The organism is Streptomyces sp. NPDC044719 (assembly GCF_056433405.1).
This window is the reverse complement of record NZ_JBWKHE010000008.1, coordinates 231,888-253,140: the sequence shown is the minus strand read 5'-3', so window position 1 is coordinate 253,140 and position 21,253 is coordinate 231,888. Positions and strand designations below refer to the sequence as shown.

Annotated in this window: 15 protein-coding genes; 7 read left to right on the top strand and 8 right to left on the bottom strand. The window is 69.5% G+C overall.

What is annotated here, in order from left to right; translation table 11 throughout:
* Positions 1-125 precede the first annotated feature (125 nt).
* Positions 126-1,625 carry an amino acid permease gene (locus AC07DF_RS30635; RefSeq protein WP_478978537.1) on the top strand — a complete coding sequence of 500 codons (1,500 nt, stop codon included), beginning with the start codon at positions 126-128 and terminating at the stop codon, positions 1,623-1,625.
* Between the two features lie 154 nt (positions 1,626-1,779).
* Here AC07DF_RS30635 and AC07DF_RS30630 read toward each other — a convergent pair whose 3' ends face one another.
* Positions 1,780-2,151 (bottom strand): PIN domain-containing protein, encoded by a 372-nt coding sequence (locus AC07DF_RS30630; RefSeq protein ID WP_478978534.1) that lies wholly within the window; start codon positions 2,149-2,151, stop codon positions 1,780-1,782.
* An 82-nt stretch (positions 2,152-2,233) separates the two neighbouring features.
* Between AC07DF_RS30630 and AC07DF_RS30625 the strand changes: the two genes are divergently transcribed.
* The 3 genes from AC07DF_RS30625 (at position 2,234) to AC07DF_RS30615 (ending at position 6,513) form a co-directional block, all read left to right on the top strand.
* Positions 2,234-3,250 carry a PLL family lectin gene (locus AC07DF_RS30625; protein WP_478978531.1) on the top strand — a complete coding sequence of 339 codons (1,017 nt, stop codon included), beginning with the start codon at positions 2,234-2,236 and terminating at the stop codon, positions 3,248-3,250.
* A 219-nt stretch (positions 3,251-3,469) separates the two neighbouring features.
* Complete coding sequence (locus tag AC07DF_RS30620) at positions 3,470-4,741, top strand: nucleotide sugar dehydrogenase (protein ID WP_478978528.1); 1,272 nt, start codon at positions 3,470-3,472, stop codon at positions 4,739-4,741.
* Positions 4,738-6,513, top strand: a complete 1,776-nt coding sequence (locus AC07DF_RS30615) for a glycosyltransferase (protein WP_478978525.1) — start codon at positions 4,738-4,740, stop codon at positions 6,511-6,513. The genes AC07DF_RS30620 and AC07DF_RS30615 overlap by 4 nt, the downstream gene beginning before the upstream one ends.
* 63 nt (positions 6,514-6,576) lie before the next feature.
* On the opposite strand, the gene AC07DF_RS30610 is transcribed toward AC07DF_RS30615, so the two are convergent.
* From AC07DF_RS30610 to AC07DF_RS30585, 6 genes are all read right to left on the bottom strand, one after another.
* On the bottom strand, positions 6,577-8,004 hold the full coding sequence (locus AC07DF_RS30610; protein ID WP_478978522.1) for a polysaccharide deacetylase family protein: 1,428 nt from the start codon (positions 8,002-8,004) through the stop codon (positions 6,577-6,579).
* Between the two features lie 56 nt (positions 8,005-8,060).
* Entirely contained in the window at positions 8,061-9,512 is a 1,452-nt protein-coding gene (locus AC07DF_RS30605; RefSeq protein ID WP_478978519.1) for a cellulose binding domain-containing protein, read from the bottom strand.
* A 161-nt stretch (positions 9,513-9,673) separates the two neighbouring features.
* A complete protein-coding gene (locus AC07DF_RS30600; RefSeq protein ID WP_478978516.1) occupies positions 9,674-11,803 on the bottom strand; it encodes a 3-hydroxyacyl-CoA dehydrogenase NAD-binding domain-containing protein in 2,130 nt (709 codons plus the stop codon).
* Positions 11,800-13,017 carry a thiolase family protein gene (locus tag AC07DF_RS30595; protein WP_478978513.1) on the bottom strand — a complete coding sequence of 406 codons (1,218 nt, stop codon included), beginning with the start codon at positions 13,015-13,017 and terminating at the stop codon, positions 11,800-11,802. Before AC07DF_RS30595 ends, AC07DF_RS30600 begins: the two co-directional genes overlap by 4 nt.
* Before the next feature lie 200 nt (positions 13,018-13,217).
* Positions 13,218-14,246, bottom strand: a complete 1,029-nt coding sequence (locus AC07DF_RS30590; RefSeq protein WP_478978510.1) for a LacI family DNA-binding transcriptional regulator — start codon at positions 14,244-14,246, stop codon at positions 13,218-13,220.
* Positions 14,243-16,630 carry a glycoside hydrolase family 2 protein gene (locus AC07DF_RS30585; protein WP_478978507.1) on the bottom strand — a complete coding sequence of 796 codons (2,388 nt, stop codon included), beginning with the start codon at positions 16,628-16,630 and terminating at the stop codon, positions 14,243-14,245. The genes AC07DF_RS30590 and AC07DF_RS30585 overlap by 4 nt, the downstream gene beginning before the upstream one ends.
* Before the next feature lie 164 nt (positions 16,631-16,794).
* Between AC07DF_RS30585 and AC07DF_RS30580 the strand changes: the two genes are divergently transcribed.
* The 3 genes from AC07DF_RS30580 to AC07DF_RS30570 are packed head-to-tail and all read left to right on the top strand — an operon-like array spanning position 16,795 to position 19,813.
* Positions 16,795-18,108 carry an ABC transporter substrate-binding protein gene (locus AC07DF_RS30580; protein ID WP_478978504.1) on the top strand — a complete coding sequence of 438 codons (1,314 nt, stop codon included), beginning with the start codon at positions 16,795-16,797 and terminating at the stop codon, positions 18,106-18,108.
* Positions 18,108-18,986: a carbohydrate ABC transporter permease gene (locus tag AC07DF_RS30575; protein ID WP_478978501.1), complete on the top strand. Its 879-nt coding sequence runs from the start codon at positions 18,108-18,110 to the stop codon at positions 18,984-18,986. Before AC07DF_RS30580 ends, AC07DF_RS30575 begins: the two co-directional genes overlap by 1 nt.
* Entirely contained in the window at positions 18,983-19,813 is an 831-nt protein-coding gene (locus AC07DF_RS30570) for a carbohydrate ABC transporter permease (protein WP_478978498.1), read from the top strand. The genes AC07DF_RS30575 and AC07DF_RS30570 overlap by 4 nt, the downstream gene beginning before the upstream one ends.
* Before the next feature lie 81 nt (positions 19,814-19,894).
* Here the strand turns inward: AC07DF_RS30570 and AC07DF_RS30565 are convergent, their stop codons facing one another.
* Positions 19,895-21,184 carry a ribonuclease D gene (locus AC07DF_RS30565; RefSeq protein WP_478978495.1) on the bottom strand — a complete coding sequence of 430 codons (1,290 nt, stop codon included), beginning with the start codon at positions 21,182-21,184 and terminating at the stop codon, positions 19,895-19,897.
* Between the last annotated feature and the right edge of the window lie 69 nt (positions 21,185-21,253).

The following is a 21,253-nucleotide window of genomic DNA, read 5'->3' as shown; positions in this document are numbered from 1 at the left end:
TGGGCCGGTTTTCCCACCGTGAGGGTGGTGGAACCGGCCCATTGGCGTGAATCAGTCCGCGCCGGGGCATACGGAGTGTGCCACCTCTCGATCATGTCGAGGACGACAAGCGTGGGAGGTACCCCGTGAGCAGCACCCTCTTCCGGACGAAGAAGGTCGAGCAGTCCATCCGCGATACCGAGGAGCCAGAACACGCGCTCAAGAAGTCCTTGTCCGCGCTGGATCTGACCGTCTTCGGCGTCGGCGTGATCATCGGCACCGGCATCTTCGTACTCACCGGCACTGTCGCCAAGGACAATGCCGGGCCCGCGACGGCTCTGGCCTTCGTCGCGGCCGGCGTCGCCTGTGCCCTGGCCGCACTCTGTTACGCCGAGTTCGCGTCCACGGTCCCCGTCGCCGGGTCCGCCTACACGTTCTCGTACGCGTCCCTCGGAGAAATGCCCGCCTGGATCATCGGCTGGGACCTGGTTCTGGAGTTCGCGCTGGGTACGGCGGTGGTGGCCGTCGGCTGGTCGGGCTACATCCAGTCGCTCCTGGAGAACGCGGGCTGGACGATGCCCGCGGGCCTGGGCAGCCGGGAGGGCGCCGACGACTTCGGCTTCGACATCCTCGCCGCCGCGCTCGTCCTTGTCCTCACCTGCATCCTCGTGATCGGCATGAAGCTGTCCGCGCGGATCACGTCGCTCGTCGTCGCCATCAAGGTGACGGTCGTCATGGTCGTGATCATCGCGGGTGCGTTCCTGATCAACGGCGACAACTACGACCCGTTCATCCCGAAGGAGAAGCCGGTACCGGCCGGCTCCAGTCTCGATTCCCCCCTGATCCAGCTCATGTTCGGCTGGGCGCCCTCCAACTTCGGCGTGATGGGCATCTTCACCGCCGCCTCCGTCGTGTTCTTCGCCTTCATCGGCTTCGACGTCGTGGCCACGGCCGCGGAGGAGACCAAGAACCCGCAGCGCGACATGCCGCGCGGCATCCTCGGCTCCCTCTTGATCTGCACGACGCTGTACGTTCTCGTGTCGATCGTCGTGACCGGTATGCAGCACTACAGCGAGCTGTCGGTCGACGCGCCGCTCGCCGACGCGTTCAAGGCGACCGGGCATCCGTGGTTCGCGGGCTTCATCAGCTTCGGGGCCGCGGTCGGCCTGACGACGGTGTGCATGATCCTGCTCCTCGGCCAGACCCGGGTGTTCTTCGCGATGAGCCGTGACGGGCTGCTGCCGCGGTTCTTCTCGCGCGTCCACCCGCGGTTCAAGACCCCGCACCGGCCGACGATCCTCCTCGGTGTGGTCATCGCGGTGCTGGCGGGCTTCACGCCGCTGACCGAACTCGCCGCGCTGGTGAACATCGGCACGCTGTTCGCCTTCGTGGTCGTCGCCATCGGTGTGATCATCCTCCGCAGGACGCGTCCCGACCTGCCCAGGTCCTTCCGGACCCCGTGGGTGCCGGTCATCCCGATCCTGTCGGTCTGCGCCTCCCTGTGGCTGATGATCAACCTGCCCGCCGAGACGTGGGTGCGGTTCGGGATCTGGATGGCAGCCGGGTTCATCGTGTACTTCCTCTACGGCCGTTCGCACAGCCGCCTCGCAAGGGGAGAGGAGACGAAGACCGCGGACCAGGCCTAGTCCGCGGTGGGAGTCCCCCCACCTCGAGCGAAGCCGAGAGTGGGGGAGGCACCCCGCCACGCCGGGCCGCGTGCCCACCCCGCCCCGGCACCGACGCCGCGCACCTCATGGCGCCGCGTCGCGCAACACCCGGCCCAGCCCAAGACGCCCGCACCTACGGACGTACCGTCCGCGGCCCCGCCACCTCCGCCCCCAGCTCCCCGACCCGCCGCCGCAGCTCCCGGTCCGCCGTGACCACGAGTACGGACCGCCCGGCCGCCCCCGCGGTCACCTCCACGATGTGGTCGTCACCGCTGCCCGGCGCCGACTCCACCCGCACCCCCGGCACCGACTCCACCCCCCGGGCCGCCCCCTCCACCACGAGCACGATCTCCACCGGCCCGGAGACGCCGGGCACCCCGTCCGACGCCAACCGGTCCCGCAGCCGCTCCGCGGCACCCCGTCGGTCCCGCCACCAGCCGTCCGGTACCGACCCGACGACGTTCGCGGCGTCGACGACGACGAGGACAGGCGCGTTGTCGTTCATGCGGCCAGGGTCGCACGGCGGTTGCCGGCCAGGCAGGGGGCGGGCCGGGCGCCGAGCCGTCCCGCACGACTAAAGTGAACTGGTGAACGGCGACTGGCTCATCCGCGGCCGCGACGGCCGCCTCACCGTCTATCTCCCCTCCGGCGACGCCGTCCTGTGCCGTGCGGAACGCGGGCCCGCGGGCCCCTGGGACGCCGCCCGCACCGTCGGCGGCAGCCAGAAGCTGCACCCGGATCCGGCGATCGGCCAGGGTGCCGACGGCTACGCCCATCTGGCCGCCTGGCGGCCGACCGTGCCCGGCGAGTCGGGGCTCGTGCACTCGACGCACTTCCGGCCGCGGCTCGCGCCCCTGGACTGGGTCTCGATCGGGCACCCGGACAAGAAGGGTGACCGGACGGGCCCGCCGGCCGTGGCCGTGGACTCGGCGGGACGTGGCTATGTCTTCGTCCGCAACAAGGGCGGCGGGGTGAGCCTGCGCAACCAGAAGGAGAAGGGCGGCTGGGGGCCCTGGCAGAACCTCGAAGGGCACGACGTGGAGGGCGAGCCGGCCGCCGTGACGGGCGAGTCGGGGCTGGTGGAGGTGTACGCCTCCGTGCCCGGCGGGGTGCTGCACTGGCGGCAGGAGGAGCCGGGCAGGACGCCGGTGCGGACGGAGGGCGTCGAGGTGCCCGTGCGGCCGGGGACGCTCCGGGCGCTCGCCACGTCCGCCGAGCACACCACCCTCTTCTTCACGGACACCTCTGGCGATGTGTGCGCCTGGCGGCCGGGCGAGAAGCCGGTGACGCTCATCGCCTCCGCCGGACCCGGGCCGGTGTCCGCCGTGCGCTGTGACATCGAGGGGCACGACTGCACCGTGCTCGCCCAGCGGTCGGCGAGCGGCCGGGTCGCCTTCGCCGCCTATCCGACCGAACAGGAGTCGGCCGGTGCCTGGTGGACCGAGTCCGGTCCCCAGCTGCCCTCCGACGCCGTGGTGGCGGTGGCGCTCGACGAGCGTGACGAGGTCGTGGCGGCTTCCCTCTCGCCCTCGACCGGGACGCTGCTGCTCACCCGCCGCAAGGACGAACCCGGGCTCGCGCTGGAGGCCTGGCGGGAGATCTGACACCCGTACAGGACCGTTCTTCTTGTGGCTCCCGTCGCTCCAGACACACCAGGTGTGTCAAGGGTTGTACGGATGTGTGCGTGACAAGGCGCACCTCGGGTGAACGTGGTCAAAAAGTGAAGGTCTTGTTAACCTCTTCGCACTTGTTCGATTTTGCTCGGGGGGCCGGTTGCTGTGCGCCTGGCCGGGGCCGTGGCAACGGGGTTGGGGAATGATGTCGTGAGCAGATCCTCCACGGTGGATCTTGTCGTTGTCGGACTCGGTTACGTGGGGCTGCCGTTGGCCAGGTCCGCGGCCGCCGCGGGACTGAAGGTGGTCGGCCTCGACCGCAGCCGCAGAGTGGTCGACGGGCTGAACGCCGGCTGTTCGCATGTGGACGACATCACCGACTCCGATGTGCGCGCCATGCGGGAGCAGGGCTTCGAGGCCACCGACGGGGCCGAGGTCATCGCGGACGCCGCCGCCGTCGTGGTGTGCGTGCCGACGCCGCTCACCGACCACGGCGCTCCCGACCTCGGCGCGGTGCACGCCGCCGTGGACGACATCGCCGCCCACCTCAGGGCCGGCACGCTCGTGGTGCTGGAGTCGACGACGTACCCGGGGACCACCGACGAGGTCGTCAGGCCGCGGCTGGAGGCCGGGGGACTGCGGGTCGGGGCCGACTTCCATCTCGCCTTCTCCCCGGAGCGCATCGACCCGGGGAACCCCCACTTCGGTCTGGAGAACACGCCCAAGGTCGTCGGCGGCATCACGGCCGACTGCACCAAGGCGGCCCGCGCCCTCTACGAGCGTTTCGTGAACCGGGTCGTCGAGGCCAAGGGCACCCGCGAGGCCGAGATGGCCAAGCTGCTCGAGAACACCTACCGGCACGTCAACATCGCGCTCGTCAACGAGATGTCGATGTTCTGCCGTGAGATCGGTGTCGATCTGTGGGACGCGATCCGGTGCGCGTCCACGAAGCCGTTCGGCTTCGCGCCGTTCCACCCCGGCCCGGGCGTCGGCGGGCACTGCATCCCGATCGACCCCAACTACCTGTCGTACAAGGTGCGTTCGCTGGGCATCCCGTTTCGGTTCGTGGAGCTGGCGCAGGAGATCAACCAGCGGATGCCCGTGCATGTGGTGAACCGCGCGGCCGATCTGCTCAACGACCAGGGCAAGGCCGTGCGCGGCTCCCGGGTGCTGCTGCTCGGCGTCACCTACAAGCCGGACATCTCCGACCAGCGGGAGAGCCCCGCGCTGGCCGTCGCGGAGAACCTCCTCGCGCGGGGTGCCGAGCTCGTCTACTTCGACCCCCGGGTCGAGGACTGGCGCGTCGGCGGGATGCCCGTCGAGCGGGCCGGTGACTATCTCGCCGCCGCCGAGACCGCCGACCTGACCATCCTGCTCCAGCCGCACCGCGAGATCGACCTCGGTGAACTCGCCGACCGTGCCCGCGCGTTGTTCGACACCCGGGGCAAATCCGCCGACCATCCGCGGGTGGTCAAGCTGTGACTTCCGAAGATACGTACATACCCGGGGCCGTCGACTCCGGTGGGCGGCGAGCGCACCGGAAGCGGCGGCACCTGAAGGTCTCGTACTTCGTCTTCCTGGGCCTGGCCGCGCTGATCGCCACCCGGCTCGACGCCGGCTCCCTGCACCTGTACTCCATGGGTGCCATGGGTCTGCTGACCCTGAAGATGTTCGGCGCGCTCTTCTACCGTCCGGCCAAGGCCGGGCGGGAGGAGCTGGAGTACCTGGAGAACGCCTGGGTCACCGCGGTCATCCCGATCTACAACGAGGACCCGGTGATGTTCGAGCAGGGCATGCGCAGCCTCCTCGCGCAGAGCCGCCTGCCGAACGAGATCCACATCATCGACGACGCCAGCGCCAACGACTCCGGCATCAGGGCGGCGAAGAAGCTGCGCCGCGAGTTCGAGGCCAAGGGCGTCAAGTACACCGTCAGCGTGCAGCCGGAGAACAAGGGCAAGCGCGAGGCGCTGGCGCTGGGCTTCGAGGCCGCCCCGTACTCCGACATCTTCCTCTGCGTCGACTCGGACACCGTGCTGTCCCGGGACACCGTGCGTGAGCTGCTGCTGCCGCTGGCCGACGAGAAGATCATGGCCTCCACCGGCATGGTGCTGGCGCTCAACCACGACAGCAACATCTTCACCCGGCTCCAGGACCTGCGCTACGGCAACTCGTTCCTCTTCGAGCGGGCCGCCTACTCCCGGCTGAAGTCGGTGCTGTGCTGCTGCGGCGCACTGTCGGCGTACCGCGGCACGCTGGTGCGCAAGTACCTGCCGGACTTCCTCAACCAGCAGTTCCTGGGCAAGCCGGCCGTCTTCGGCGACGACCGGCGGATGACCAACTACTGCCTGATGGAGGGCCAGGTCGTCTTCCAGGAGACGGCCGTCGGCTACACCGCCGTCCCCGAGAAGCTGCCGCACTTCCTGCGCCAGCAGGTCCGCTGGAACAAGTCCTTCTTCCGCGAGTCGCTGTGGGCCTTCCGGCACCAGAAGAAGTACCGGCCGGCCTTCTGGCTGACCTGCATGGAACTCGCGCTGTGGCTGGTCTTCGGCTCGGCGATGTTCTACTCGATGGTCATCCTGCCCATCATCAAGCCCCAGCAGTTCGTCCACCACATCGGCGACTACCTGGTCTTCATGGTGCTGATGGGCTATCTGCGCAATGTGCGCTACCTCGACTTCCCGCGGCGCGGGATGGGCTTCATCAAGCGGTTCGGCATGTTCCTGCTCGCGCCGATCTACGGCGTGATCCAGCTGACACTGCTGACCCCGCTGCGCTTCTACGCCCTGTTCACCCTGCACAAGGGGAGCTGGGGCACCCGCCAGGGCGGCGTCGAGGTGTCGGTGGCCGGTGATCACGAGGACGATGTGACGGAGATCTTCGAGGAAGAGGACCCGTACTCCGACAAGAAGGTCACCGAGACACTCCAGTTGATGCGTCTGGAGGGCGTGGCCCTGCGCACCCGGCCCCGCCCGACGGGCGGCATCCCCTCCCAGCCGCAGCCGATCCCCGGCTACGACGAGGAGCAGCACGCGGCGGTACCGCAGCAGCGTGTGAGCTGGGGGGCGCCGGCCCCGGCCGGGCAGCAGCAGTGGCAGGGCGAGTACGAGGGGCAGCACGGGTACCCCGACCCGTACCAGCAGCAGTATCAGGGGCACGGCCACCCGCCGCAGCAGGACGCGTACCCGTACCAGGACCCCTCCTGGCAGCAGCAGGGGCAGCAAGGGCGGCAGGGGAACGGCCAGGGCGGCTGGTAGGCCCTGGGCAGAGAACACGGGAGAGGGGCGGCCGGGGGGCCGCCCCTCTCCCGCGTCCGGGACTCAGGTGTACGAGGCCATGGCCTCCTCGACCGTCAGCACCGGGATGTTCCGGTCGTCGATCGCCTTCATCAGGGTCTCCAGACCGGCCTTGCCGATCTCGGTGCTCGTCGCCGGTGGGCCCTCGGTGACCTTGTGCAGACAGAGGATGAGCCAGTCACCGCTGTTCACGCACCGGTCGAGCCGGCCGCCCGCCGCGGTCAGCTTCGACAGCGCCGTACCGCCGATGCCGTTGCCGTCGTTGATGCCCGTCATCGCCTTGAGGCGGTACGGCATCGCCGGGGCGAACGACTCGATCGTCTCGGAGATGATCGACCGGGCCGTGGTGAAGTGCCGGCTCGCGATCTGGTCGACGGGGACGCCGTCGGAGGTCTTCTGGAACGCGCCGTGCGGATAGGCGAAGTGCTCGCTGGTGAAGCCGTTGGACACCAGCCACTCGCGCAGCTTCCGGAAGTCGTCGTCGGCCTGCTCGGCGGTGAGCTTGGGATAACTGGCCGTGTGGACGGCGTTGGCGTACGAGTGGCCCGCCATCTCCCAGCCGGAGAAGTCCTGCATCGACTTCATCTGGTTCAGCGTCAGGAAACTGCCCGTGCCGATGGCGTCGGCGATGTTGTAGACCGTGCCGGGGAAGCCGTAGCCGTCCATGACCGGACGGGCCAGGTCGTGGATCGACTTGTGGGAGTCGTCGAAGGTGATGGAGACGACGCCCTTGGGGAAGACGGAGACCGTGTCCGGTATCAGCTCGACGGCCTGGAGCCGGTAGGTGACCGGGCCGCCCGCGTTGTCGTACACCGCGAACGACATGTCGGTGAAGCCTGTCTTGGTGGACGGCTTGCCGTCGGCGCCGATGGAGTACGTGCCGGCCGCCCCGCTGACGTCCGCCCACTGGAGGTGGACCGTCACCCACTCGCCGGACTGGACGTAGTTGGCCCCTGTCTTGGAGTGGGCGTGGAACGTCCAGGCGAAGTGGTTCGCGAGGGAGCCGCTGCCCAGGTAGAAGACCATCTTGGCCAGGTTCGTCACGTCGTCGACGCGGAAGACGAGCCGGATCATCTTGCCGGACAGGCTCATCGCCGACAGGCCGGTCTTGCGGACGTAGGACTGCTTGCCGGTGCCGTTGGTGGTGACCCGGACCGACTGGGTGCCCCGCACGAACTGGGACTTGTCGTTCGCCTCGGCCGATGTGGTGCCCGCGCCGCCCGGGGTCCAGCCGTGGCCGGACTGGAACTGCTGGGACCAGCTCGCCCGGCGGTACTTGGGGCGGCGGCCGGAGGGGGCGTAGAGGGGAGGCGTGGTGAGACCTCCGATGGCGCCTTCGGCGGCCGGCGCGGCGGCGGGCTGGGCCATCACCTGGCCCAGCCACGCGCCGCCGCCGGCCATGGCGACGCCTCCTGTACCGCCCATCAGCAGGGCGGATCGCCGGCTTACCACCGGCTTCTTCTCCGCCTCCGCAGCAGCGTGCCTGTGGGCGTTGGACCGCCTTTTCCTCACCGGGACTCCCGAACCGTGTCGAAGTAGTTCATACCCTTGTCGGTGAAGCCCTCGACCGCGGACTGGACTTCGTTCACCGACAGGGTTTTGTTCGCGTTGTAGTAGAGCCAGTCCACCTTCATGTCCCACGCACGGTCGCCCTTGAACGGCAGATCGATGAACCAGTGGTTGAAGTTCACCGACATGTCGGCGCGCGGGGCGTACTTCCCGTTGCTGAGGAAGAGCTTCTCGCCGTCCATCCAGTACGCGACCACGCCGTCCTTCACCCTGATCATCACGGTGTGCCAGGCGTCGAGGCTCTTCTTCGTGGTCTCGTAGACACGGTCGTTCGTCTTGTGGTCGTACCAGGTCACGGTGTCGAGCTTGGGACCGGGCCGGCCCCAGCCGCCGTTGGGCATGTACTCGTTGTCCAGCTCGCTGTACTTCGAGCCCTTGCCGCCGATGGTGTAGAAGGTCTGGTTGACGTGGTCGCCGGCGTCTCCGGAGGACGGCTCGTCGCTGAAGTGGATCCGGGCCGCGTAGGTGCCGTCGCGGAACTTGCTGGCGGCCGTGCCGAGGCTGGCCTGCTTGGTCCCGGACTTGGTGCCGTCCGTGCTCGCCCGCAGGTTGAGCACCTGGCCGTCGGCCAGGGAGCCCTTGGCGGTGGGGAAGGTGACGCCGTCGGCCGACCAGGTGTTCTCGACGCCGGGACCGCCCTTGCTGGTGCGGACCAGCCAGCCGTGCTTGAAAAGGGCCGGGTCCTTGGCGCCCTGGTAGGTGAAGTCGTCGAAGAGCACCCCGGCCGGGGGAGCGGGCACCGGGTCGGGCGCGGCGGCCTTCGCCGAGGCCTTCTTCTCGTCGCTCGCCTTGGTGCCGTCCGGCTCCTCGCCCCAGGCGAGGACGCCCCGCTTGTACGCGGTGACGTTCTCCGCCTCCTTGTAGCTCGTCATCTCGGCGTCGAAGGAGCGGTCGTCGGACTGCTTCAGCTTCTTGTGGTCGGTGCGGAAGAGCTGGAGGTCGATGCCCTTGCTGTTGGCGCCGGGCTTCAGACTGCCCGCGCCCTCCCCGAACCTGACCTCCAGGTAGTGGTCGGCGGTGTCGGTGGCCTTGTCCATCGCCACGATCCGGCCGGCGACGTTCGAACAGCCGAAGACGGCGTTGACGCAGTTGAAGGCGTACGGCGCGGCGCCCGGGGCGTCGTCGGCGGTGAAGTAGTACCGGAGCGTCACATCGCTCAACGGCAGTGCCTTCTCCGTGTCGTTGAAGACCTCCAGCGACGGCTTGGCCACCGGGGCCGTCGCCTGTGTGTCGGTCCGGTACCGGACCTTCAGCTCGGGCGGATCCGGGTTCGCCGCCTTCCACACGGGATAGAGCGCCGTGCCGCCGGCGGCGACCACCGCCACGAGGAGCAGGAGTCTGATCTTGGGCCAAACCCTGCGTCTGGCTGGGCGGCGGCGGGAGGACGCCACGGAGACTCCTTCTAGGGCATCCGGTGGTCTCTGGTGGAGACCGTCAGAGCCGGGTAAACAATGGTCGGATTGTGTGAGGATCCTATCTGTGCGTGCATACAAAGAGGGGGGCGGGTGCACGGATTGTTACCGTACGCCCCACCCCCCTCAGGGGTTACGCGTTACGCGGGGACGCTCGCCACGCCCTGCGCGAGGAACCTCTTGCCGTTGACCCGCTCGGAGACGCCCTCACGGTCCAGGTACGGCGTGATGCCGCCCAGGTGGAACGGCCAGCCGGCGCCCGTGATGAGGCACAGGTCGATGTCCTGCGCCTCGGCGACGACGCCCTCGTCGAGCATGATCCCGATCTCCTGCGCCACCGCGTCGAGCACACGGTCGCGGACCTGCTCCTCCGTCAGGACGGTGTCGCCCTGCTTCAGCAGCGCGGCGACCTCGGGGTCCAGCTCCGGCTTGCCGGAGTCGTAGACGTAGAAGCCGCGCTTGCCCGCCTTGACGACCGCCGCGAGGTTCGGGGAGACCGTGAAGCGGTCCGGGAACGCCCTGTTGAGCGTCTCCGAGACGTGCAGACCGATCGCCGGGCCGACCAGCTCCAGCAGGACCAGCGGCGACATCGGCAGACCGAGCGGCTCGACGGCCTTCTCGGCGACCGCGACCGGGGTGCCCTCGTCGATGACGTTCTGGATCTCGCCCATGAAGCGCGTCAGGATGCGGTTCACGACGAACGCCGGGGCGTCCTTGGTGAGGACCGCGGTCTTCTTCAGCTTCTTGGCGACGGCGAACGCCGTGGCCAGCGAGGCGTCGTCGGTCTTCTCGCCGCGCACGATCTCCAGGAGCGGGAGGACCGCGACCGGGTTGAAGAAGTGGAAGCCCACGACCCGCTCGGGGTTCTTGAGCTTCGACGCCATCTCCGAGACGGAGAGGGAGGAGGTGTTCGTCGCGAAGATGGCGTGCGCCGGGGCGACCGCCTCGACCTCCGCGAACACCTGCTGCTTGACGCCGATCTCCTCGAAGACCGCCTCGATGATGAAGTCGGCGTCCGCGAAGCCCTCGGCCTTGTCCAGCACACCGGACACCAGCGCCTTGAGGCGATTGGCCTTGTCCTGGTTGATCCGGCCCTTGCCGAGCAGCTTGTCGATCTCGGCGTGGACGTAGCCCACACCCTTGTCGACGCGCTCCTGGTCGATGTCGGTCAGCACGACCGGCACCTCGAGGCGGCGCAGGAACAGCAGCGCGAGCTGGCTGGCCATCAGACCGGCGCCGACGACACCGACCTTGGTGACCGGGCGGGCCAGGTTCTTGTCCGGGGCGCCGGCCGGGCGCTTGCCGCGCTTCTGCACCAGGTTGAAGGCGTAGATGCCGGAGCGCAGTTCGCCGCCCATGATGAGGTCGGCGAGCGCCTTGTCCTCGGCGTCGTAGCCCTGCTGGAGGTCACCGTTCTTGGCGGCGGCGATGATGTCCAGGGCGCGGTAGGCGGCCGGGGCGGCGCCGTGCACCTTGGAGTCCGCGATGAAACGGCCCTTGGCGACGGCCTGGTCCCAGGCCTCGCCGCGGTCGATGACCGGGCGCTCGATCTCCAGCTCGCCCTTGAGGACGGCCGCGGTCCAGGTCAGCGACTGCTCCAGGAAGTCCGCGCCCTCGAAGATCGCGTCGGCGATCCCGAGCTCGTAGACCTGCTTGCCCTTGAGCTGCTTGTTCTGGTTGAGGCTGTTCTCGATGATCACCGAGACGGCCTTCTCGGGGCCGATCAGGTTCGGCAGCAGGGCGCAGCCGCCCCAGCCGGGGACCAGACCGAGGAAGACCTCGGGGAGCGAGAACGCCGGGAGGGCCGCGGAGACGGTGCGGTAGGTGCAGTGCAGACCGACCTCGACACCGCCGCCCATCGCGGCGCCGTTGTAGTACGCGAAGGTCGGCACGGCCAGCTTCGACAGCCGCTTGAAGACCTCGTGGCCGCCCTTGCCGATGGCGAGGGCGTGCTCGTACTCCTTGAGGATCTCCACGCCCTTGAGGTCGGCGCCGACCGCGAAGATGAACGGCTTGCCGGTGAGGCCGACGCCGGTGATCTCGCCGTCCGCCGCCTCCTTCTCGACCTGGTCGATCGCGGCGTTCAGGTTCGCCAGCGAGGCCGGGCCGAAGGTGGTCGGCTTGGTGTGGTCGTGGCCGTTGTCCAGGGTGATCAGGGCGAAGCGCCCGGCACCCAGCGGGAGGTCGAAGTGGCGTACGTGCGCACTCGTGACGACCTCGTCAGGGAACAGCTCGGAAGCCTGCTTGAGAAGCTCGGCGGTGGTGCTCACTTGTCCCCCTCGAAGTGCGGGTTCTCCCAGATGACCGTCGCGCCCATGCCGAAGCCGACGCACATGGTGGTCAGGCCGTAGCGGACGTGCGGCTGCTCCTCGAACTGGCGGGCCAGCTGCGTCATCAGACGGACGCCGGAGGAGGCCAGCGGATGGCCGAAGGCGATGGCGCCGCCGTACTGGTTGACGCGCGCGTCGTCGTCGGCGATGCCGTAGTGGTCCAGGAAGGCCAGGACCTGGACGGCGAAGGCCTCGTTGATCTCGAACAGGCCGATGTCGGAGATCGACAGGCCCGCCTGGGCGAGCGCCTTCTCCGTCGCCGGGATCGGGCCGTAGCCCATGACCTCCGGCTCGACACCCACGAAGGAGTAGGAGACCAGGCGCATCTTCACGGGGAGGTCGTTCTCCCGCGCGAAGTCCTCGGAGGCGATGACCGAGGCGGTGGCGCCGTCGTTCAGACCGGCCGCGTTACCGGCGGTGACCCGGCCGTGCACCCGGAACGGGGTCTTCAGGCCGGAGAGGTTCTCCAGGGTCGTGCCCGGGCGCATCGGCTCGTCGGCGGTGACCAGGCCCCAGCCCGTCTCGCCGGCCTCGGGGGAGGTACGGCGTACGGAGATCGGCACCAGGTCGGCCTGGATCTTGCCGTCGGCGTACGCCTTGGCGGCCTTCTCCTGGGAGCGCACGGCGTACTCGTCGGCGCGCTGCTTGGTGATCTGCGGGTAGCGGTCGTGCAGGTTCTCCGCGGTCATGCCCATGAACAGGGCCGACTCGTCGACCAGCTTCTCGCTCACGAACCGCGGGTTCGGGTCGACGCCCTCGCCCATGGGGTGGCGGCCCATGTGCTCGACACCGCCGGCGATGGCGACGTCGTAGGCGCCGAAGGCGACGGAACCGGCGACCGAGGTGACGGCGGTCAGGGCGCCGGCGCACATGCGGTCGATGGAGTAGCCCGGCACGGACTGCGGGAGACCGGCGAGGATCCCGGCGGTGCGGCCGATGGTCAGGCCCTGGTCACCGATCTGCGTGGTCGCGGCGATGGCGACCTCGTCGATCTTCTTCGGGTCGAGACCGGGGTTGCGGCGCAGCAGCTCCCGGATCGCCTTCACGACGAGGTCGTCGGCACGGGTCTCGTGGTAGATGCCCTTCGGTCCCGCCTTGCCGAACGGGGTGCGGACGCCGTCGACGAAGACGACGTCCCTGACGGTACGAGGCACGATGGCTCTCCTCCAGGGTCCGGAACTGCATTGCTGCTGCGAGGTGCGCTGAGCGCGCGCTCAGGCCCATGCTACTTACGGGTAACGTACCTGCACAGTCCTGACAGGCGGAGCGGTGAAGGTCACATCTTGGAGTGCACCGACAGGGGCGCGGGGAACTGCGCTACCAGCCACGATGCGCCGGCACCCCCGTACGGCGCTCACCGAGGCGGCGCAGTGGACCCCCGGGGGGCCAGGACTGGCGTAGGCACGGGATGAGACTCGCCGCCACCCTCCGTGATCACTGAGAACAACGTCCGGGCCACCTCCGCCCCGAACCCGTGCACGTCATGACTCATCGCGGACAACGTCGGATGCGTCAGCCGGCACAGCTGCGAGTCGTCCCACGCCAGCAGCGACACGTCCTCCGGCACCCGCAGCCCCATCTCCGCCGCGACCGACAGCCCCGCCACCGCCATGATGTCGTTGTCGTACACGATCGCCGTCGGCCGGTCCGGCGGCGCGGCCGTCAGCAGGGACCGGGTAGCCCGAGCCCCCGCGTCCCCGGAGAAGTCCGTCGCGACCTGCCACGCCCCGGCCAGCGCCCCCGCCGCCTCGTCGAACGCCGCCGTCCGGATCGCCGTGTGCCCGAGGTCCGCCGCCCCGCCCACCCGGGCGACCCGCCGGTGCCCGAGCGCCGCCAGATAGCGCACCGCCTCCGTCACCGCCGTCGCGTCGTCGGTCCATACCGACGTGAGCCCGCCGGTCAGCGAGGGATGCCCGACGGCGACGACCGGCAGCCCCAGCCGCTCCACCAGACCCACCCGGGGATCGTCGGCCCGGAAGTCCACGAGGATCGCCCCGCCGACCTGCCGCCCCCGCCACCAGGCCTCCTGGACCCCTACCTCCTCGTCCATGTTCCGTACGAGCCGCAGCAGCAGCGAGCAGGAGTGCTCGGCCAGCACGCTCTCGACACCCGAGACGAACTCCATGTACCAGGGCTCCAGCCCCAGCATCCGCGCCGGCCTGCACACCGCGAGACCCACCACGTCCACGCGCGAACCGGCCAGCGTCCGCGCCGTGAGGTTCGGTGCCCAGCCCAGCTCCCGCGCCGCCCGGAAGATCCGGTCCCGGGTCGCCTCCGACAGGCCCGGCTTGTGGTTGAAGGCGAGCGACACGGCACCCTTGGACACACCGGCACGCGCGGCGACGTCCTTGATGGTGACGCGGGGGGCCGGCGTCGCCGTCATCGGGTGGGCTCCACGCAGTACAGGGCCGAACGGGCACGACGAGGGTCCGGAGTCTTCCAGCCGCGCACCCCGATGGTCACCTCTTCACCCGGCAGCAGCGTGACCAGCCCCCGGTCGGCCCGGGCCTGCGGATCCAGCCGGTCGGCCTGGAGCAGCAGGTCCCGGACCAGGGTGCGGGCGGTCACGGTGATTCCGCCGGGCGTGAGCGCGACCTCGAACTGAGGTGCGGGGTAAGGGACTTCGCGGTCCGGCACCGGGAAGTACAGCGCCCGGAGGCCGTCCGCGTCCCCGCCCCTGTCCGCGTCCGCCACCAGGAATTCCTTCGGCCCGTCGGGCGTCAGCTCGGGCGGGACGGCGACCCGGGCCACGGCCCGCCTTCCGGCCGTCAGTTCCAGATCTGCCTGCCCCAGCATCTCGCCCTCGACGGACATCCGGCGCAGGGTCAGCGTCCCCCTCCACTCCTCCGCCCCCTGGTTCACGGCGGCCAGCACCAGCCCGCCGTCACTTTGCTGGAGCGTCAGCAACCGGTCCGCGTACAGCCGCTTCAGCTCGTGGAACAGCGGCTTCTCCCGGCCGTCCCCGTCGATCGCCGCCCACGAGGTCACCGGCCAGCAGTCGTTGAGCTGCCAGACGACCGTGCCCGCGCACACCGGCCAGTGCGAGCGCCAGTGCTCGATCCCGGCGGCGACGGCACGTGCCTGGTTGACCTGCGTCAGATAGTGCCAGCGTGCGAAGTCCCCGTCCGGCACGGCGAAGTGCCGGGCCAGCCCCCGTTCCAGCTTGCCGTTGCCGTCGTCGGCCTTCTGGTGGTGCAGCATGCCGGGGGAGTCCGGCGCGAGGGCTTCCCCGGGCAGCGCCCGGCGCAGGGTGGCGTACGCGGGCGGCGCCTGCCAGCCGAACTCGGCGACGAACCGTGGCACGCTCAGCCGGTAGCCGGCGTAGTCCTCCCGGTTCCACACCTCCCACGAGTGGTGCGTGCCGTGCGCGGGGTCGTTGGGGTGGTGCCGCCAGGACCCGGACCAGGGGCTGCCCGCCGTGTACGGCCGGGTCGGATCCAACTCGGCCACCACACGCGGCAGCACGCCCAGGTAGTAGCCCTCGCCCCAGGAGTCCCCGGCCAGCCTCGGCTCCCACTCCCAGTCCCGGAAGCCCCACAGGTTCTCGTTGTTGCCGTTCCACAGCACCAGCGACGGATGCGGCATCAGCCGTACGACGTTCTCCCGCGCCTCGGCCTCCACCTCGCCGCGCAGCGGCTGCTCCTCCGGGTAGGCCGCGCAGGCGAACGGGAAGTCCTGCCAGACCAGCAGCCCGAGTTCGTCGCAGGCGTCGTAGAAGTCCTCGCTCTCGTAGAGCCCGCCGCCCCAGATCCGTACGAGGTCCACGCCCGCCCCGGCCGCCTGCTCCAGCCGCTCCCGGTAGCGCTCGCGGGTGACGCGGGACGGGAAGACGTCGTCGGGGATCCAGTTGACGCCGCGAGCGAAGAGCCGCTCACCGTTGACGACGAGCGTGAACCCGGTGCCGTGCGCATCGGGCCGCCGGTCGAGCTCCACGCTCCGGAAGCCGATCCGCCGCCGCCACACGTCCAGGGCGCCGCCGTCGCCCAGCAGCCGCAACTCGACGTCGTACAGCGGCTGTTCGCCGTAGCCGCGCGGCCACCACAGCTCCGCGTCCGGTACGCGCAGCCGTACCACCCCGTGCGCCCCGTCCAGCTCCACTCGGGCTCGCACCCCGCCCACCGTCGCCTCCACGGCGAGCGGCACCTCCACCCGGGTCCGCTCGACGTCGACGGCCAGTTCGACGACCCCCACGCCCTCCTCGACCGTGACCAGCGGACGCACCCGGGCGATCCGGGCCGTCGACCAGTGCTCCAGACGCACCGGCCGCCAGATCCCGGCCGTCACCAGGGTCGGCCCCCAGTCCCAGCCGAAGGAGCAGGCCATCTTGCGGAGATACTGGTAGGGCTCGGCGTAGGCGGCGGGCCGTTCGCCCAGGCGTCCCCGCACGGCCTCGGCCTCCGCGTAGGCGGAGACGAACCGCACGGACAGCAGCCCGGACAGCCCCGTCACATCGAACCGGTACGAGCGGTGCATGTTCCGCACCGTGCCCAGCGGCCGGCCGTCCAGGGAGATCTCGGCGACGGTGTCGAGCCCGTCGAAGACCAGGTCGGTCTGCTCCTGTGTGCCGGGGGCCCCGAGCTCCCGCTCGTACGTCCAGTCCCGGCGCCCCACCCACGCCACCTCGGACTCGCCCCGGCCGAGGAACGGATCCGGAATCACCCCGGCCGCCATCAGGTCGGTGTGCACACAGCCGGGCACGGAGGCCGGCAGCGTGTCCGACTCGTGCCGCAGGATCCATCCGTCGCCGAGCGGTGTGGCCTCCAGCATGCGCACTCCCTTAACCGGTCCAGTGAAGAGTCGTGTCCAGGTTTCGCATCGTTGGCGGGAATGGGACTTTACCGGTTGAGGAAAGCGCTGTCAGAGTGCCGAACCAGCCATACCGCACGTGCTCTTCCGTCCCGAGTTCTCCTCCGCGAACGGAGCTGATGCACATGAACCGCCGTACTCTCCTCGCCCTCGCCGTGGGTGCCGCCCTGCTCGCCTCGGGCTGCACCGGCACCGGAGGCACGTCCCAGGGCGCGGATGCCGAGGCGCCCGACGATCCCGGCAAGGTCAGCGGGACCATCACCGTCCTCACCCATCGGACCGACCTCGTGCAGGACGGGACGATGAAGAAGTACGCCGCCGAGTTCAGCAAGACCTACCCCAAGGTGAAGGTCGAGTTCGAGGGCCTCACGGACTACGAGGGCGAGGTCAAGATCCGTATGAACACCGAGAACTACGGCGACGTCCTCATGATCCCGGCCGTGATCGAGAAGAAGGACTACCCGAAGTTCTTCGCCTCGCTGGGCACCCGGGCCGAGCGGAGCAAGAAGTACCGCTTCACCGACTACTCCACCGTGCGGGACAAGGTCTACGGGCAGAGCCCGATCGGCGTGGTCCCCGGCTTCGTCTACAACAAGAAGGTGTGGAGCGCGGCCGGCATCACCGACTGGCCCCGGACCCCGGCCGAGTTCCTCGACGACCTAAAGGCGATCAAGGCCAAGTCCGAGGCGGTCCCGTACTACACCAACTTCAAGGACATGTGGCCGCTGACCCAGTGGACGAACGTCAACGGCTCGGTCGGCTGCGACACCGGGGCCACCACACGTCTCGCCGAGGGCGATCCGTGGGCCGACGGCGCCGATCTGCGGGTCGGTGACACGCTGCTCCACGACATCGTGAAGTCGGACCTGATCGAGAAGGACCCGACGACCACCAACTGGGAGGCGTCCAAGCCCAAGCTGGCCAAGGGCGAGATCGCCACGATGTGGCTCGGCTCCTGGGCGATCGTGCAGATGCGGGACGCGGCGAAGCAGGCCGGCACCGACCCGGCCGACATCGGCTTCATGCCCTTCCCCGCCCAGAAGAACGGCACCTTCTGCGCGGTGACGTCCCCCGACTACCAGCAGGCCGTCAACGTCAACTCCGACCACAAGGCCGCCGCCCGCGCCTGGATCGACTGGTTCACCGACAAGTCCGGCTACGCGGACGCCAACCTCGCCCTCTCACCCCTCAAGGACGCCCCGCTGCCCGAGGTGCTGAAGCCGTACCAGGAGGCGGGCGTGAAGCTCCTCGACATCGACGACACCAAGGGTGCCGAGGTCAAGTCCATCGACAACCAGTCCGAGGTGGGCATCTACAAGCCCGACTACCGCCAGGACCTCGTCGATCTGGCCCGCGGTGCGCGCAAGGGCAGCCTGGACGACTTCCTGGCCGGACTCGGCGGCAAGTGGACCGAGGCGCAGCGGAACCTGGGGTCCTGATGGCCCGGACCACCCGGCGGTGGCGGGGCGTGACCCCCTGGCTGTTCCTCCTCGCCCCGCTCCTCCTGCTGATCACGTTCACCTACGCGCCGATCGTCAACATGGTCGCGTACAGCTTCACCGACTGGGACGGCGTGAGCCCCGAGCTGCACTACACGGGCTCCGAGAACTACGCCGAACTCTTCACCCGCTCCGAGCTGTTCGAGGTGTTCTTCGTCAGCGGGTACTACCTCGCCGCGTCGGTGGTGCAGATCGCCGCCGCCCTCTACTTCGCCACCGTGCTGAGCTTCAACGTCCGCTTCCGCAACTTCTTCAAGGGCGTGCTCTTCTTCCCGTACCTGATCAACGGCGTCGCCATCGGCTTCGTGTTCCTGTACTTCTTCCAGGACGGCGGCACCCTGGACGCGATCCTGGGCCTCCTCGGCCACGACGGCGACCGCGCCTGGCTCGGCACCCCCGCCTCGGCCAACGTCTCCCTCGCCGGGGTCTCGGTCTGGCGGTACATGGGCCTGAACTTCGTCCTCTTCCTCGGGGCGATCCAGTCCATCCCGGGGGAGCTGTACGAGGCGGCCGAGATCGACGGGGCGAACCGCTGGCAGCAGTTCCGCCACATCATCGCGCCCGGCATCCGGCCAGTGCTGAGCCTCTCGGTGATCCTGTCCGTCTCCGGGGCGCTGTCCGTCTTCGAGATCCCGTACATCATGACCGGCGGCGCGACCGGCACCGAGACCTTCGTGATCCAGACCGTGAAGCTGGCCTTCCAGTTCAACAAGACGGGCCTCGCCTCGGCGGCGGCCGTCGTACTGCTGCTGATCATCCTGGCGGTGACCTGGGTGCAGCGGCGCCTCGTCCCGGACGACAAGGTGGACCTCGTATGACGCGCCGTACGGTGGCCCGGGCCCTCGTGTATCTGTCCCTCGTCCTCGCGACACTGGTCGTGTTCCTGCCGCTGGCCGTGGTCTTCCTGACCTCCCTGAAGACCTCCGGGGAGATGGCGGACGACAGCGGCGCGCTCACGCTGCCCGACGATCCGCTGAACTTCTCCAACTACGTGACGGCGTTCCAGGACGGCCGGATGCTCTCGGCGTTCGCCAACACGGCGATCATCCTGGTGGTCGCCATCGGGGGCACGATCCTGATCGGCTCCATGACGGCCTACGCCGTCGACCGCTTCCGGTTCCGCTTCCGCAAGCTGGTCCTGGCGCTGTTCCTGGTCGCCGCGCTGGTCCCCGGGGTGACCACCCAGGTGGCCACCTTCCAGATCGTCAACAGCTTCGGCATGTTCGACAGCCTCTGGGCACCGATCGCGCTCTACATGGGCACGGACATCGTCTCGATCTACATCTTCCTGCAGTTCGTACGATCGATCCCGGTCTCGCTCGACGAGTCGGCCCGGCTGGACGGCGCCAACGCCTTCACGATCTACCGGAAGATCATCTTCCCGCTCCTGAAACCGGCGATCGCGACGGTCGTGATCGTGAAGGGGATCAACGTCTACAACGACTTCTACATCCCCTTCCTCTACATGCCCTCCGAAGATCTTGGCGTGATCTCGACGTCCCTGTTCCGCTTCAAGGGCCCGTTCGGCGCCCACTGGGAGACCATCTCGGCAGGCGCGATCCTGGTCATCGCCCCGACGCTGATCGTCTTCCTGTTCCTGCAGAGGTTCATCTACAACGGCTTCACCAGGGGAGCGACCAAGTGACGATGCCCTAGGGGCGCGGGGAACTGCGCGAACAACCACATGCGACCCGCAGCCGCCGTACGACGCGAAGCCCTACGGCGGCTAGGCCTCCTTGACGGCCAGCGCCTCCACCAGCACCGGTGTCACCAACTCCACCTGCCAAGCCCGAGCCCCATATCCCCCAAGGGCAGCGCCCACAGACTCCGCATCCACGACACCCGGCGGCTCCCAGCAAACCCGCCGCACCGTATCCGGCGTGATCAGATTCTCCTGCGGCATATTGATCTGCTCGGCCAGCGCCGAAACGCCCGCCCGGGCGGCGGACAGCCGCGCCGCGGCGACGGGATCCTTGTCGGCCCAGGCCCGCGGCGGCGGCGGCCCCGCGACCGGCTGCCCCGGCTGCGGCAGCTGCGCCTCGGTCAGCGCCTTCGCCCGGTCCACGGCCGCCTGCCACTGCTCCAGCTGCCGCTTGCCCGTCCGGTGTCCGAAACCGTTCAGCGCGGCGAGCGCGTGCACGTTGGCCGGCAGGGCAAGCGCGGCCTCCACGATGGCCGCGTCCCCGAGCACCTTGCCGGGCGAGACGTCCCGCCGCTGCGCGATCCGGTCCCGGGCCTGCCACAGCTCCCGCACGACGGCCAGCTGCCGCCGCCGGCGCACCTTGTGCATGCCCGACGTACGACGCCACGGGTCCTTGCGCGGCTCCGGCGGCGGGGCCGAGGCGATCGCGTCGAACTCCTGGCGGGCCCACTCCAGCTTGCCCTGCCGGTCCAGCTCCTTCTCCAGCGCGTCGCGCAGGTCGACGAGCAGCTCGACGTCCAGCGCCGCGTACCGCAGCCAGGGCTCGGGCAGCGGCCGGGTGGACCAGTCGACCGCGGAGTGTCCCTTCTCCAGGACGAAACCGAGCACGCCCTCGACCATCGCGCCGAGGCCGACCCGGGGGAAGCCGGCGAGCCGCCCGGCCAGCTCGGTGTCGAAGAGCCGCGTCGGCACCATGCCTATCTCGCGCAGACAGGGCAGGTCCTGGGTGGCGGCGTGCAGCACCCACTCGACGCCGGAGAGGGCCTCGCCCAGGGCGGACAGGTCGGGGCAGGCCACGGGGTCGATCAGAGCCGAGCCGGCGCCCTCGCGGCGCAGCTGCACCAGGTAGGCGCGCTGGCCGTAGCGGTAGCCGGACGCCCGCTCCGCGTCGACGGCTACCGGGCCGGTCCCCGCCTCGAAGGCGGCGATCACCCGGGCCAGGGCGGTCTCGTCCGCGATCACGGGCGGAATGCCCTCGCGCGGCTCGAGCAAGGGGATCGGCGCCTCCGTAGCAGAAGATCCGCCGTCGTCCGGAGGGGCGCCTCCGGTGGTTCGCAGTGGGCTGTCTGCTGCGGTGTCGTGGGCGTCGGTCACATGTCAAGGGTATCCATGTATGGACAGCGCCCGCCGACGGAACGTTCCGTCGACGGGCGCCCGAGGGTC